We start from the raw sequence: 14,222 nt of genomic DNA, 5'->3' as shown, positions 1-14,222 counted from the left end.
GGCACGTGCGCCGAGAGCGAGAAGAGCAGCTCCTTCTCATCTTTGAAAGTTTTCTTGCCCTGCATAACTTTAAGCAATAGGTCATTATCCTTTAACGCCTATCTTCAACCGGTTGTGCAACAGCCACGTGGGAGTTTTGACATCGTGGAACCTTCAACTGAATCTGCCCCTGGAGCCTGTATGGCGTCTCATTTGCAGTCTCAAAAATTAAACTAATGATTTGATTTAAGAGATGAGTAGGTGAGACCGTTTATCATATTATGAACAGTGTGTTCATAGGCAAACTGATAGATTCACCTAAAGGTACATAGTAGGGGAGGTCACCAAAAAGAATAAGGCAAACAACAGAAGCTTTACCTCCTCAAAAATCAATTATTAGCCGAATCGAGAGATGTTAAATTGACAGGTGGCAGTTTTAGTGTCCGAATAGTGTCCGAAGCAAATGATAAAAGCCCCTCAGTTGCTTCTGAGGGGCTTTTATGTAGACCGAAGGAATGAATTATCGAACCATATCCACAAAGATTTAGTGGCTGTGGAAAAATATCTTCAGGTGGGTGAGGAGCAGTAGAAGCAGCGAGCCTTTCCTCTGGTACAGGTACATGCGGAAGCAAAACGGTAAACTCCGTCCATTCCCCTTCCTCAGAAGTTACCATCATTTCTCCGCCGTGCCCTTTCGTGATGATATCATAGGAAAGGGAGAGACCTAATCCTTGTTCCTTGTCCTGTGGGCTTTGTGGTGAAGAAAGGCTGGAAAACCTTGCTCTTCACGCTCTCCGGCATACCTGTTCCATCGTCCTTGATGTGGATCTCCAGTTTGTCATTGAAACGCCTGGTTCTTACCGATACAGCAGGTTCGTACCCTTCCTTTGCTTTCTCATCCTATGCTTGGTTGAGGTGGAACCGGAATGATTACAGAAATATAACAATATTTACCTTGATAAAGACAGGTAGGTTCGTCAATTCATGGAAGTACGGTTGATAACATTCTGGAAACGCGTATCATTTCGGAGCAAAGCCGGGACATCCGGTGAGAATTTCAGATGAATCAACAGCGGGTCACGATCTAAGAAAGCTTTTTCCAAGTAATGAAAGGAGGCATCCAGGTCATTCAGATAGGCCGCAGAAACACCAATATAGGCACCTGCTATATACTCTGACTTCGACCTTTCTTCTAAGCCGTTGAACAATGCTTTGGCTTCTGGTATATTCCCCTTGCTGCAGTGGGCCCAGATGAGGCTGTTAACAGCATGCTGATGCTGGTTTGAGGTTTTTACCAGATACTGAAACGTGTCAATAGCTTCGTCATAACGCCCCAGTGACAGGTAGCAAAGCCCAGCCACGCGGTGAGAAAGAAAAGAGTTTTGATCCAGTTCAACACCGGCTTGAGCAAAATATAGTCCTTCCTCAGATCTGCCTGCCGTGTGGAGCGACCAGGCTAAATCGGCATGGGCTATCGCGCTGAGGGGCTCCAACTTGATGGCTATTCGCCCTTGCTTTTCCCCTTCATCGAACTCCCCACGCCCGACTGCTTTTGCTAAGCCGTAGAGGGCACGCGCTTGGGCAAATCTGGGGTTCAATTCTATAGACTTGAGGTAATTCTCCTCCCCTTGCGCCCAGTTCCACTCAAGTGCCACATAATAATTTGCCAGGGTGCAGTAACACTCCCAACGGGATTCATCCAGCTTGACGGCGGTATCTGCCGCTTGTTTCATCTTCTGCTTCACTTCACTTCCAGGGAAGAAGCTGTAAAAAGCGCCCAGGAAGAGAGCGTCTGCATAGCCGGTATAAGCCAAGGCAAACGCTGGGTCAATGGCAATCGCCTGTTCAAAGAACCTTAATCCGGTTAAAACGGAGCTCCCACGACGGTTTATATGAAAGACACCTTTCAGGTACAGCTCATAGGCTTCAGCATTCAGGGTGGTGGTCTTGGTGATGATCTCCCGGTCACTTCCCAGCAGAGTTACTTCCAGTTGCTCAGTAATAGCCAGGGCAATATCATCTTGGATGGCGAAGATGTCATCCATGCTCCGATCGTATTTCCCACTCCAGAGGTGAAAGCCGTCCGCCACGTTGATCAACTGGGCGGTGACGCGCAGCTTGTTTCCCTGTTTGCGCACGCTGCCCTCCAGCACCGTGGCTACGCCCAGCTTTTCGCCCACCTCCCGCAGGTCCACTTTTGCGCCTTTGAATTGAGAGGAGGAGGTGCGGCCCGCCACTTTCAGGTCTCTTAAATGCGCAAGAGAGTTTATGATTTCCTCGGCTATGCCGTCACTGAAATACTCTTGTTCCGGGTCGTTGCTCATGTTGACAAAGGGCAATACGGCAACGCTCTTAGGTGGGGCCTTAGCCTGTTCCTGCTGTAGCAATGCTGGCCCTGCCGGCTCGGCTTCATAGTCCACCGGTATGACTTCATATACCCGTAGGGGTTCCGATACATTCTTGAGCTCTTCCTCCCCAACAAACTTTGTTGAAATACCTTTTTGGTTTGAGATGTTTTTAGCAACCGCTTCTGATATCCAAATGCCGCCTACGGGTGCCAATGCCTGCAGGCGGGAGGCAATATTCACCGTATCCCCAAAGACATCACCCCCTTCGAATAAAACTTCCCCTAAGTGGATACCAATCCGAAGATTCACTCTTTCTTCCGCCGCGCAGGCAGTCTGGATGGCGGCGGCGCAGTAAACGGCATCCGTACCGGTGGCAAAACTGGCCAGTATGCCGTCGCCTAGCTCCTTTATCCAGCGTCCGCCGTGCTGCTCAATGAGCGGGCGCTGGATCTGCCTGTTACGATTGAGCAACTCGATTGCCTTTTGCTCGTCTTTGCCCATCAAGGAAGTATAGCCGGCAATGTCGGTGAACATGATGGCGGCCAGTTGGCGGGTTCTCGGCATATGTAAAGGCTAAGCTTATCTCAATAGGAAGCATCTTGTTTTCAGAAGCCACTGTCTTACCATAAACGTAATTCGCGATAGCTTGATGTGGGGTATGGCAATAGTTAAGCCTGTGCTTGCTTCCACAGTGAAGCTGATTTCAGGACAAGAGCAATAGGAAGAGCGTGCACGGGCGGTTGAGCGTATGCAAATAGCTGGGTAAAAAAGTAGGAGGCAAGCTACATTAGTGTCCGAATAGTGTCCGAAGGTCATAAAAAAACGCTCTCAGATGCATCTGAAAGCGTTTGGTGTAGACCTCAGTATCGAATTATCGAACTTTTTCCACAAAGATTTTGAGGCTGTGGATAAGTATCTACAGATGGGAGAGGGGCAATAAAGAACCTCTTCTACAATAGCAACAGATTGCCTTTTTATTATAAAAGATGTTATGAGCTAGCCGAAAAGAGAGGATAGATTTACCTGCTTCTTAGCGCTTTGCCGAAGCACCTCCTCCACCCGCAAAGAGGGTCCTTTCCGCGGCGCCTGCCGCTTGCAGAATGTGGCCAGGGCGCGGCAGGGATGTGACCCGACAAAGCCGTTGCGCCTCTCACTTGTACAGAAGCGCTTTGTCTACCAGTCAGTACATGCAATTCCCAGGCATGCGTGTCCATTCGCCATGGAAGGAACTGCTGCCCACCACTAAAGCCCCTCCCCCCAAGCCATGACCCCAGCTAAGACCATAAGAAACACAGCCAGCACTGCGGAAACACCCAGCACTATGGAACTAATGATCAACCCAGCACGTGCTCTTCTTCTCCCAGCAAGCTTGCCAGGATTTTTTTTAATTTCTAAGAGCGCTACTATACTCGCTATCATGCCGAAGACAGCTCCTAACGCCGCCAGCAGGAAAAGAACGAGGGAGGATGTCGCTATTCCAACGAGGATAAAAGCAGCCGCCAGCAGGCTAAGCACCAAACCAATTCCAGCCTCTTTGCTTTTCTCCGTCTCACCCTCAGGCGTAGCCTGTACTCCCTGTCGCAGTGTTTTCTGCGATCTGCTACTTCCTTCTGGCCTGTTGGCCAGCCTGGCCGCCACTTTGCCTGGAGTTAAAGCCTGCTTGTAATCAACAGGCTGCACTGGCCCTGGAGTAGATGATTCCAATAAGTTTGCTGTTGTGCTGGCATTAGCTTCTGGGGGTAGAGTATGGGCTTCAAAGGCTTTCTCTTGTACAGATTGTAAAGGGAGCGCAGCAGCATGAGTTGGCATCTCCTCCGCCTTCCGGGCTTCCTTGTAAAAACCATAGGGATCGGCACCTTTAGAGATGAAAAGCGCTTCATTTTTGGAACAGCTTACTAAGAGCAGCAAGGCAGCTGCCAAATGAAATGCAGGGTAGGCGTGTTTCATATAATAGTCCCTCCACTTTTTGTTATCCTACCCTGGGGCAGCAGCTGACATCAGGGCCTCTGACATGCCTTTGATTACCTGTCTTCATACGATAAAATTGGCTAATGGATGGTCTCCTGCCTCCGTGCTAAAACACTTAAATGAGGTAAATTCATTGGCGGCAGTTCAAGAGAGGGTTTGCAAGATCTAAAGGTTTATCTCCCTATTTCCGACAACCTTGAACAAAGCTCTTTAGGCCTATAGAAAATAACAAAGCTCATATGCTACAAACAAGAATGGCTTCTCATTGTGAGGAGCCATTCTTGTTTTATAACGCAGGTTATGTTCAGTAAGCAGGAGCTTGAAGAATGCTTTTGCTTATCATAAAAGCTGTTACAAGCTAAACGCATAGTGGTTGGAGCGGTACAATAAGGTTCTGATATAATCTAAAGCTCAGCTGCACTCTTTGGTAAGTTCCTTAAACCGTGAATTAAGGACTTTTTTCGCCTCTATTTAGCTGTTTATGTAGATGAGCCTAATAAAGCTATTTGTATATATCCTACAGCAGTTGAGGCACTCAGCAGGCTATTTTATATCAAGAGAAATTATTGAGCAGGTTTATGAACATGAAATTCAATAGGCGCACTATGTGCCTGACTTAAATCTTCGGATGACTTTGCTTTACCTTTCCACTACTAGCTTCACGGTCTCAACCTTATCTCCGGTATTTAAGCGAACCAGGTACAACCCTTTGGACAGGCCCTCTGCCAGCAACTCGTGCTCATACCTTCTGCCAACATCTGCCGGCCCGGCGGCGATGCGCTGCACCAGCGCCCCTTTCAGGTCGTAAAGTTCTAGTGTATAATTTGTGTCACTGTCGGCAACGAAGGAAAGGGTGGTGCGGTCAGAGAAGGCAGTAGGATATGCCAGCAGGCCCTGAGGGGTAGGCTGCTCAACAGCTCTTTGTGACATGACACTGCTTAGACTCCTGCCCAAGGGCTTGTGGATAATGATAGCCCCCCTTTCAATGGCATCACATGCTGGGGCATTGTTGTCTAGGCTGGCGGAAAGGCAGCCAGTTTGGTTATCATAAACTACCTTACCCTCGGTTCCGTCCTCATTGATCACCCAGATTTTGAGTCGAAGCTGGTCAGGCCCTGTGTTAGAGCCAAATTGTCCGTCAGTGGCAGCGATGAGGTATCCGAACTGGCGATCGTCAGTTTGGGTATAAAAGCCCCGTTGATGGAGGAGAACGCCTTTGCCCCTGAAGAATGCCCTGTTTCCTGAAATAACCAACGAGCCGTCTTTTATACTGGTGCTTCGGAAGATCGAGGGGCCGGCCTCTAAAATTACGAGGGCTGAACCAATAACCTGGGTCTCTGTTCTATACTTTGCCACAAAGCCCCAATATATGTTTCCTCCCCGTTGCATGAGCTCGTAGTCTGTATGGGAAGGCGAGTCACTCCGGCCTCCGCCAGAGACAAAGCCGGCATCGAAGTCATAAACATGGGCATAAAGTACAGCGGTTTGGGAAGGGCAGCCCACTTTACCGCTGTAGGTGACGCTCATCTTATAGACATGGGGTTCATCAGGCCAGTCCACGGAGATGGAGCCGGTGCCTTGGCCGGTGAAGTCGGTATAGGCAGAGCCGTCGATGTCCGTAATTGTCCAGGTGTAGGAGGTGGCCATGGAGGCAGGGAGGGAGTAGACGGAGTTGCTGGTACCCACGGCTGCATTCGTGCTGCCAGTGATGGATGTCTCTGTTATGGCCGGGCACTGGCTGTACTTGACGGTGAGAAAATCATAGAGCGTTTCAGGACTGTAGCTGTAGCCTGTGATGATGAGGTCTCCTTCACTACCCAAGGCCATGTCCACTGCCACATCTTCGCTGCTGCCTGCGCTGTTATACCGCTCTGCCCATACCTGCTCGCCTGTGGCGGCGTCATAGCGTACAGTGGCAAAGTCTGCGTGAGTGTCACTGTTGTAGCTAACCCCTGTCACATATACGCCTCCTTTGCTGTCCACCACGATAGCGGCGGCTGTGTCTCCACTGCTAATGGGCCCATCATAGCTGCTGGCCCAGCTTTGCTCGCCGGTAGCGGCTTCATAGCGGAGGGTGGTGAAATCTGCTCCGGTGCCATTAAAAGAGCTCGTGCCGGTTACATAGACTCCTCCGGTATGGTCAACAGCAATGTCCCTGGCCCTATCCTCGCTGTTGCTTTCTCTGTTGTAATGACTGGCCCATGTTTCCATGCCTGTTGAAGCCTCATAGCGCACAGTGGCATAATCGAAGCCCGAAGCATCGTCACTGCTGCTTCCTGTGACGTAGACCCCACCCTCCAGATCGGCGGCGATGGCAGTGGGGAAATCAGCAGTGTTGCCCCCTCGGCTGTACCGGCTCACCCAGCTTTCTTCGCCGGTGCTGGCCTCATAACGTACAGTGGCGAAGTCGGTGCTGGTGCTTTCACCGGTACTGGCTCCGGTTACATAGACACCGCCCTCATTATCGACTGCAATGGCGGCAGCTGAATCCCTGGTGGCACCATCAGGTCCATTGTAGCGGCTAGCCCACGTCTGCTCACCGGTTGCAGCATCATAGCGCACAGTGGCATAATCAGCTGTGAAATCCTCATTATAACTGAAACCTGTAACGAAGACGCCGCCCGCATTATCCACAGTTATGGCACTGGGCTCATCATTGTTAAAAAAGGCGGGTCCATCGTAGTAGCTAACCCAGGTTTGCTCGCCAGTGACGCCGTCGTAGCGGATAGTAGCGTAGTCATAAGCGAAGTCATCTAGACTGAAATATACCCCTGTGACATAAACGCCGCCCTTGTTGTCTACAGCGATGCCGCTGGTTCTATCTAAATCATGCTGTGCTACCCACAGTTCTTCCCCTGTAGGAGAATACTTTACCGTCACCATTCTTGGGAAACCCGCCTGACGGGTACCTGTTACATAGCTGTTACCTTCTGCGTCTACAGCTACAGCAACAGCATAGTCGTTTAGGTTCTCTCTGACATTGTACTGTTGGGCCCACATCTTCTCACCTGTAGTAGCATTGTAACGCACCGTGCCGAAGTCAGCGTAGCTCTCTCCGGTAACTACGACGCCACCCTGATTATCTACGGCGATGTCCCTGGCCAAATCAGGGCTTTCGTTAGGTAATTCGCGGGGACCGTCATAGGTTTGTATCCATGTTTCCTCCCCTGTAACTGCGTTATAGCGGATGGTAGCGTAGTCTTGGTTGTTATACTCGCTGTTGTTGGTATTACCAGTTACAAACACGCCGCCTTGCGCATCCACAGCAAGGGCGGTGGCTTGGTCAAAACTGTTCTTGGCACTGTTGTAGAAGGCGGCCCAAGCCTCTATGCCAGTTGCCACATCGTAACGCACGATGGCGTAGTCAGCATTTGTAAAGTCGCTGTTGATGCTGTTCCCTGCGACATAAACGCCGCCTTCATTGTCTACTGCAATGCCGATGGCAGATTCAAAGCTGCCATTGGCCCCACCAAAGTTGCTGGCCCATACCTGATCCCCGGAACTGGCTTCAAGCCGGACAGTGACATAGTCAACTACTGTGAAGTCGCTGTTCGTCTGGCTTCCGGTAAAGTATACACCTCCCTGATTGTCAACTGTAATAGCGCTGGCGGTCTCATTGCTTTCTGCCTCATCATAAAGGGTGAACCAAACCTGTTCACCGGTGACGGCATTGTAGCGAACCACGACAATATAGGCACTGGAGAAGTCGCTGCTGTAACTGTTCCCTACTACGTAGACACCGCCTTGGCTGTCGAGGGAAATATCGGTGGCTATATCTAAACTGTTATCGGGGCCGTCGTAGCGGCTGACCCAGATTTGTTCACCTGTGGCGGCATCATACCGCACGGTGGCGAAGTTAGCAGGAACGTCAAAAATAGAACTGCTCCCGGTGATGTATACTCCACCCTGATTGTCAACTGCGATTCCGCTGGGAAAATCATTGTCTCCGACGGTTCCGTAGCGGCTAGCCCAGGTGCGCTCCCCGGAGGCGGCATCGTAGCGGACAGTCATAATGTCAGGAGTTATGCAGTTGCCTCCGCCTCCCGGACATGTGAAGGAGGAGTCAGTAACGGTGCCAGTAACAAAGACACCACCGTTGTTGTCTGCAGCGATATGTATGGCGTTAGAACCGACAAGAGAAAAGTCTCCATCAAATTTAACCCACAGTTGCTCTCCAGAAGGAGAATATTTTATGGTGGTCAATCCTACGGGAGAGGTATTCCCTGAACTGGTTCCAGTCACGTAGCTGTTTCCTTCTGCATCCACGGCCACTGCCACTGCAGATTCATACACATTGCCCACGCTATTCCAGCGTTGCGCCCACTCTAACTTTGGCTGCTGTGCCATAGCTGTCATGCTGATCAGGCTCAGCAGCAGTTTTATTCCTGTAAAAAGTAGTTTTGCTTTCATAGCTGTAAAAGATTTTGGTTTGTCATACTAAAGAGCATGCTGTGGCTCCCGCCGGACCGGCAGGCAGTAGGTGTGCTTAGGGCGGTGTATCCTTGCTGTTAGAGGAAATGGTGACAGTGCAGGCTTGATGAGGCCTGAAAGCGTGTTTTGGATATGTTTAGTCACTTTCGCTCATGAATCTGTATCAACGGCTAGTACTAGCACTTACAGATAAATCTAAACATGGACGTGTAAGGAGAGCAGCATGAGTTTACTTTTTCCGGCTCATTCCTGTCGGTAGAGCCAGATTTACATAGAAGAAGAACCTATTTACTCTGTCCTGTAGCAGAGTACTTTTAAGTCAAGAATAGAACATAGAAGCATGCTTAATTAGAAAAGCATTACAGGCTAAACTGCAGAGATTAGTTCAACTTTATTAGTTTCCGAACGACCTTATTGCCTTTTCCATCCTGCAGGGTTGCAATATAGATGCCGGGCCTTTCTTTGGAGAGGTCCAAAAGCGCGGAAACTGCCCCTTTCTTCAACCTGTGTGTTTGCAGCAGCTGTCCATCCACTTTGCTCAAGTACAAAACAGCACCTTCGGAAAGCTCCTCAAAGGACAGCGTCGCCTGGTGTGTCACAGGGTTGGGAAAAAGCGTTACAGATATTGCCTCAACTTTTGTCGGCAGGCTTCTCTCTTGCAGCAGGGTGCTGGATGTGCTTGTTAAGGTTGAAGTGCTGCCTTCTTCTGTGGCACTGCCCGCCACGGAAAAGTTGTCATAAATAATTGTTTTTCCATCGCTAAAACCCTTGGAGTAGCTCATGTAGAACAAGGTTCTAAACTTAACTCTTTTCCCTTTTGTTAATGCTGCATTGGTTCCGGGAGAAGGTAAGCGCATACAGGTAATCTTATAGTTTCTTAGCTCAGAATAGTTTGTGTATCCGGCTGCCACACATTGGGCAATAACTTTATCATTGTCGGCATCAAGAATCTGAATGTCAATTCTAGTTCCTGCACGAAAAATAAACCCATAGTTTACCCATCCTTCTTGATTCAAAGTATATACTCCGGAGGTAATAGAGAAAATGTGGGTGCCACTAAGTCTTCCAAGATTAGCAATCCAATAGCCCGCAGCAGGGTCCCATGTTAGTTTTCCTGAAGTAAAGCCACCATTGTTCGTGTTAAAGTCTTGTGTGACATTCTCCCCCATACAACTTACAGGTTTGTTAGCACTATAAGATCCCATACCATCAATCCAAGCGCAGTCTGGTTGAGCCAGTGCTTTAGGTAAGGCACTAAGGGTTAAACAAAATATTAGGAGCAGGTATATAGTAGAAAATCTGCAGGACTGAATAATAATAGCTTTCATAGCCAAGAAATTTAAATCGTATCTAACTGCATCAAGCCATTGTGGAAGTAGAGGCAACTGTGATAGCAACATTATGTAGCTACTCTAGTGGAGGGAGAGGGTAAAAAAATATTTGTAGCCTGAGCTACCTCTAATTATTAATATTTACACTTTTTCACGACTTATTTTTGTTTAAGTTTGATTATTTTAAGAATAAGCAGAGGCTTAAAGTATACAATATTAAGCTTCATGTTTAAATTATTATTAAGTAAAATTGCTTTAAAGTACTGCTGAATTTAACAAGAATAGTCACTGAGGCTCTTAAAATATTACGTTTTCATTAGGACTGTCCCACAAGAGGAGTTAAATTGAATCAACTTGTAAGGGTAAAGATGGCGACCTAGCTTTCATAAAACTTAGTTTTTGAATCGCCGTCTTTAGAGGCAGCCAAGCCTCCTATAATAAAGCCTCCGTCTCTGGTTTGATAAATACTTTGCGGGACATCATCAGAAGTGCCCCCGAGCGCTTTTTGCCACTGAATTGCTGGGGCTTGTACGCAAACTATATTAGGCACACCGCTGGCTAAATAGAGAAAGAAGAACTGCCATAAAAGAGCGCACCTTTGCGCTCCCCTGTAACAGCTGACTTATAAAAGGCTTCTTGATTTTTAGCAGGAATAAGCCAGTAGGGTAAAAATTTTGAGTTACCATAAAACACTAGTTAGAAATATTTTCCTGAAGATTACAGCAGATACAGATAAATGCTCTTAGCAGCGCATTGGAGGGTTCAAGCTAGATTTTTTCTGCCATCTATGCTTTGTAGCCACTCAAGTAGGAGAGTTGATTCTAATTAATGGTTTCAGTACATCTTATAAATTAATCAAAGAAGACAGGAAACAGCACGAAGGTTATACATGTGTGCATAAGCTCACTTTATCCTTGAACATTTACTGCTGACTAAACCCTGATTGACTTTTTTATGCACTAAGTAGGGTCAGGCAATAAGTTCAAATGTGTCGCCAGCACTGCGCACTATTTAGGGTGTTCATCAGCTGTGTCTGGGCCAGCAGTGTTGGTGCAAGTATTCAGATAATTTGGAATCCTCTATATATTTAATTAATTTAATAATAATTTATAAAATATTGAGTTGTTTGTTTTATCGAAATTAGGGTTAATGCAGACAACATACAATACCCCAATTGAGGTATTTTACAATAATAGCGCAGTTAAGTACTATGATAAACTTTTATACTTATGGCTAAGCAATACACCTTTGTAGACCTTCATAAGGTATTTGAGCGGCAGCATTTTATCGTACCTGATAATGAGTATAAGAAACAACTGGCCAACCATCCTTTAGTAAAAAACCTATGGACGATTGGCCAGTCTTTTGTTATTGTGTCTAACCTCAGTACCTGGCGTATGGAATCGGTCTCCGGGGAATGCGAAGAAGTCAGCGGCTACTCGGCAGCAGAGATACTAGCCCAGGATGCTGAGTTCTTGATGCAGTTTGGTTTGCCGGAGGATACCAGATTCAACCTCTTGGTCACCCAATTAGGAATGGAGTATTTCGAAAGCCGTTCGGCAGAGGAAAGAGAGCTTATTTTCTTTGTTTATTTTTACAGGGCAAGAAAAAAAGACGGAAGAATAATTACTGTTCAACACCAGTGCTTTCCGCTTTGCTTTGACAAAAATAACCTCCCCTTTGTTTTCTCTAACATATATACTGATGTTACTTACTTAGGCATAACCCAAGTGCCGCAGGCTCTCAAGATTAACCGTTACACACATGAGGTATTTCATGTCGAACCACAAAATCTAAAGTTCAATAAAGCTGAAACAGAATTTAGTGTTCGGGAGCGAGAGATAATCAAGCTTTTGTTAAAAGGTAACAGCAGCCGTCTTATTGCAGAACAATTATATCTAAGTCAGGAAACTGTTAGAACCCACCGCAAAAATATATTAAGGAAAGCAGGCCTTAACAGCACGGCTGAGTTATTAAGTTATGCCCTTACCCGTGGTATAGTTTAATAAGAGCACATTTAGTATCAGGCTGCTGGGGTGCTGGCTAAACGCCTACTTTCATCGTGCTGAAAAGCAAACCACTTTTTTGTAGGCTTTTATGGTGAAGCATCTCTAAGAGAAGGTGCCTTTCTGGCCTTAGTAGTTGTGCCCTGGTTATTTATGGTGCTAATTGCAAAACCTTCTGGTATTCATTCATCTCGTTTAGTAAATAGATTAAGATAGAAAACATCGTTAATTGCATCTTGTAAATAGACATCTAGTAATTAAATGTCTGCTTACAAGTAAAAGACTGCAAATAATGAAGAGTAGTTATCCTTTCAGACGGGTCTCCAGCACTGTGCGCTTTAAATAGGGCAACCTTGTGTTTCAACTGTACCTGCCTCTGTAGGACACTGATCCTGGTAATCAGGAACACCGTCACCGTCAGAATCAACAGGGCAACCGTTAGCGCCTACTTGTACACCAGCTGGTGTGTCAGGACATTGGTCATCTGGGTCAGCTACACCATCACCGTCAGTGTCAGGGCAACCTTGCATGGCAGCAGTACCTGGCTGGTCTGGGCATTGGTCGTCCTTGTCAGCTACACCATCACCGTCACGGTCAGGGCAACCTTGTGTTGCAGCTGTACCTGGCTCTGTAGGACACTGATCCTGGTAATCAGGAACACCGTCACCGTCAGCGTCAAGTGGGCAACCACTTCTGTCCACCTGCACGCCCGTTGGTGTGCTAGGGCAGTCATCTCTTTTGTCAGGCACACCATCATTGTCACTATCAGGTTTGCCAAGGTTAAAGCCGATTTTATTCTGCACATCCTCATACTGAAATGGATTCATTGGTGCAACTTCTTCCTTTTGGCAGGAGAACAATAACATCCCTAGAGTTGCCGGGAAAACTAACGATCTTACTTTCATAACTAAAACTGTTTTGATTTGTAATAGACAGTGTTAAAGGGAGGATGAACACGAGGTGGTTCAACTGAAAGCATTGAGTATGAAAACATGCTTTTGTGGGTTGTTATTATATTTTGTTTAGTGTTGTCTGGTGTTGTTCTGTCATTAATTACCAGATGTCTTTGCTATATCTTTACCAATCCAGCTTTACGGTCTGCAGCTTACCTTAAGTACTAGAAACAACAATGAAGAATGCATTCTATAGCCCATCCCATAATAGCCCATGCTCGTAACACTTGCCATTCTCCGTCAATTATGCTATTCCTTAATAGCTTCCTAATTTGGTTGCTGTTGTTTTGGAAACTCACCGTTATTAAAATATAATAATATTACATAAAACTAATCTAAGCTTTTAAGGGTTCTCGAATTTAGATTTAATGCTACCAGCATGCAATACCACAACTGGGGTATTTTAAGATGTGTCTAGCCCTGGGTAGCCTGTCCCGGAAAACGTGGGATCGTGGAACCTGCAGCGGTACCTGCCCCTGCAGCCTGTATGGCGTCTCATTTTGTCGTCTCACAATTTAAACTAATAATTTGTTTTAAGAGATGAGTAAGTGAGACGTTGTAGATATCATGAAAAGGGTGTTCATTCGCTAACTAATGGATTCACCTAAAGGCAAACAGTAGGGGAGGGCACAAAAGGAATAAGGCAAACAACCCAAGCTTTACCCCCTTCAGAAAATCAAAAACTGTCCAAATCGGGAAGGGCTAAATTGACAGGTGGCGGTTTTAGTGTCCGAATAGTGTCCGAAGGTTATGAAAAAAGGTACTGTTTTAAAATCCAACACATTTTAGTAAATTCTTCCGTATATTCTATTGACGAAGGAGAGCTTCACTCGATAGATCGGACGGAAGCTCATCCAGTGTAGGCAGGTCCGCGGATCTGCCTACTTTGTTTTCAAAGACTTCGTCTTTGTGACGAAGGAGAGGCTTTCTCTCCTGACCTCCGGAAGCCAAAGGTTCGTCTTGAAATACCGTATCGTTTTTCCACATCGAGTAGATGAGCAGCAGCAGTTTGCGCTGCAGGCTCACCACCCCCACCATCTTGCTCTCTTTCCCCGAGTTGATGCGCTGGTAAACAGCCCGCAAGGCAGCATTGTGCCGGCTGGCCACCAGGGCCGGGAAGTAGAGGGCCGCCCTTATTCTGCCGTTGCCTTTCTTGGATATCCTGGTCTTGCCCCTGACACTGGTGCCCGACTCTCTTTCCACCAC

General features: G+C 47.1%; 8 protein-coding genes. 1 reads left to right on the top strand and 7 read right to left on the bottom strand.

The window, feature by feature from the left end; all coding sequences use genetic code 11:
- Positions 1–684 precede the first annotated feature (684 nt).
- The 5 genes from E1919_RS28210 to E1919_RS25880 all read right to left on the bottom strand — a co-directional run bounded on the left by E1919_RS28210 (position 685) and on the right by E1919_RS25880 (position 10,126).
- On the bottom strand, positions 685–801 hold the full coding sequence (locus E1919_RS28210; protein WP_394351834.1) for a hypothetical protein: 117 nt from the start codon (positions 799–801) through the stop codon (positions 685–687).
- Positions 802–956: 155 nt separating this feature from the next.
- Entirely contained in the window at positions 957–2,891 is a 1,935-nt protein-coding gene (locus tag E1919_RS25895; RefSeq protein WP_162056310.1) for an adenylate/guanylate cyclase domain-containing protein, read from the bottom strand.
- A gap of 678 nt (positions 2,892–3,569) precedes the next feature.
- Positions 3,570–4,274, bottom strand: coding sequence for a DUF4190 domain-containing protein (locus tag E1919_RS25890; RefSeq protein ID WP_162056309.1), 705 nt, complete (start codon positions 4,272–4,274; stop codon positions 3,570–3,572).
- A gap of 660 nt (positions 4,275–4,934) precedes the next feature.
- Positions 4,935–8,705 (bottom strand): SBBP repeat-containing protein, encoded by a 3,771-nt coding sequence (locus E1919_RS25885; protein WP_162056308.1) that lies wholly within the window; start codon positions 8,703–8,705, stop codon positions 4,935–4,937.
- A 401-nt stretch (positions 8,706–9,106) separates the two neighbouring features.
- A complete protein-coding gene (locus tag E1919_RS25880; protein WP_162056307.1) occupies positions 9,107–10,126 on the bottom strand; it encodes a T9SS type A sorting domain-containing protein in 1,020 nt (339 codons plus the stop codon).
- Positions 10,127–11,454: 1,328 nt separating this feature from the next.
- Here E1919_RS25880 and E1919_RS25875 point away from each other — a divergent pair.
- A complete protein-coding gene (locus E1919_RS25875) occupies positions 11,455–12,063 on the top strand; it encodes a LuxR C-terminal-related transcriptional regulator (protein WP_162056306.1) in 609 nt (202 codons plus the stop codon).
- A gap of 338 nt (positions 12,064–12,401) precedes the next feature.
- Here the strand turns inward: E1919_RS25875 and E1919_RS25870 are convergent, their stop codons facing one another.
- Both E1919_RS25870 and E1919_RS25865 read right to left on the bottom strand, forming a co-directional pair.
- The gene (locus E1919_RS25870; RefSeq protein ID WP_317168273.1) at positions 12,402–12,890 is read right to left on the bottom strand and encodes a thrombospondin type 3 repeat-containing protein; all 489 of its coding nucleotides are present in this window, start codon (positions 12,888–12,890) and stop codon (positions 12,402–12,404) included.
- Positions 12,891–13,823: 933 nt separating this feature from the next.
- Positions 13,824–14,222 (bottom strand): transposase (locus tag E1919_RS25865; RefSeq protein ID WP_162056304.1); only part of this gene is annotated, 399 nt, incomplete at its 5' end.

The sequence above is a fragment of the Pontibacter pamirensis genome, assembly GCF_010015475.1.
Classification (GTDB): domain Bacteria; phylum Bacteroidota; class Bacteroidia; order Cytophagales; family Hymenobacteraceae; genus Pontibacter; species Pontibacter pamirensis.
This window is presented reverse-complemented; position numbering and strand designations above follow the sequence as displayed.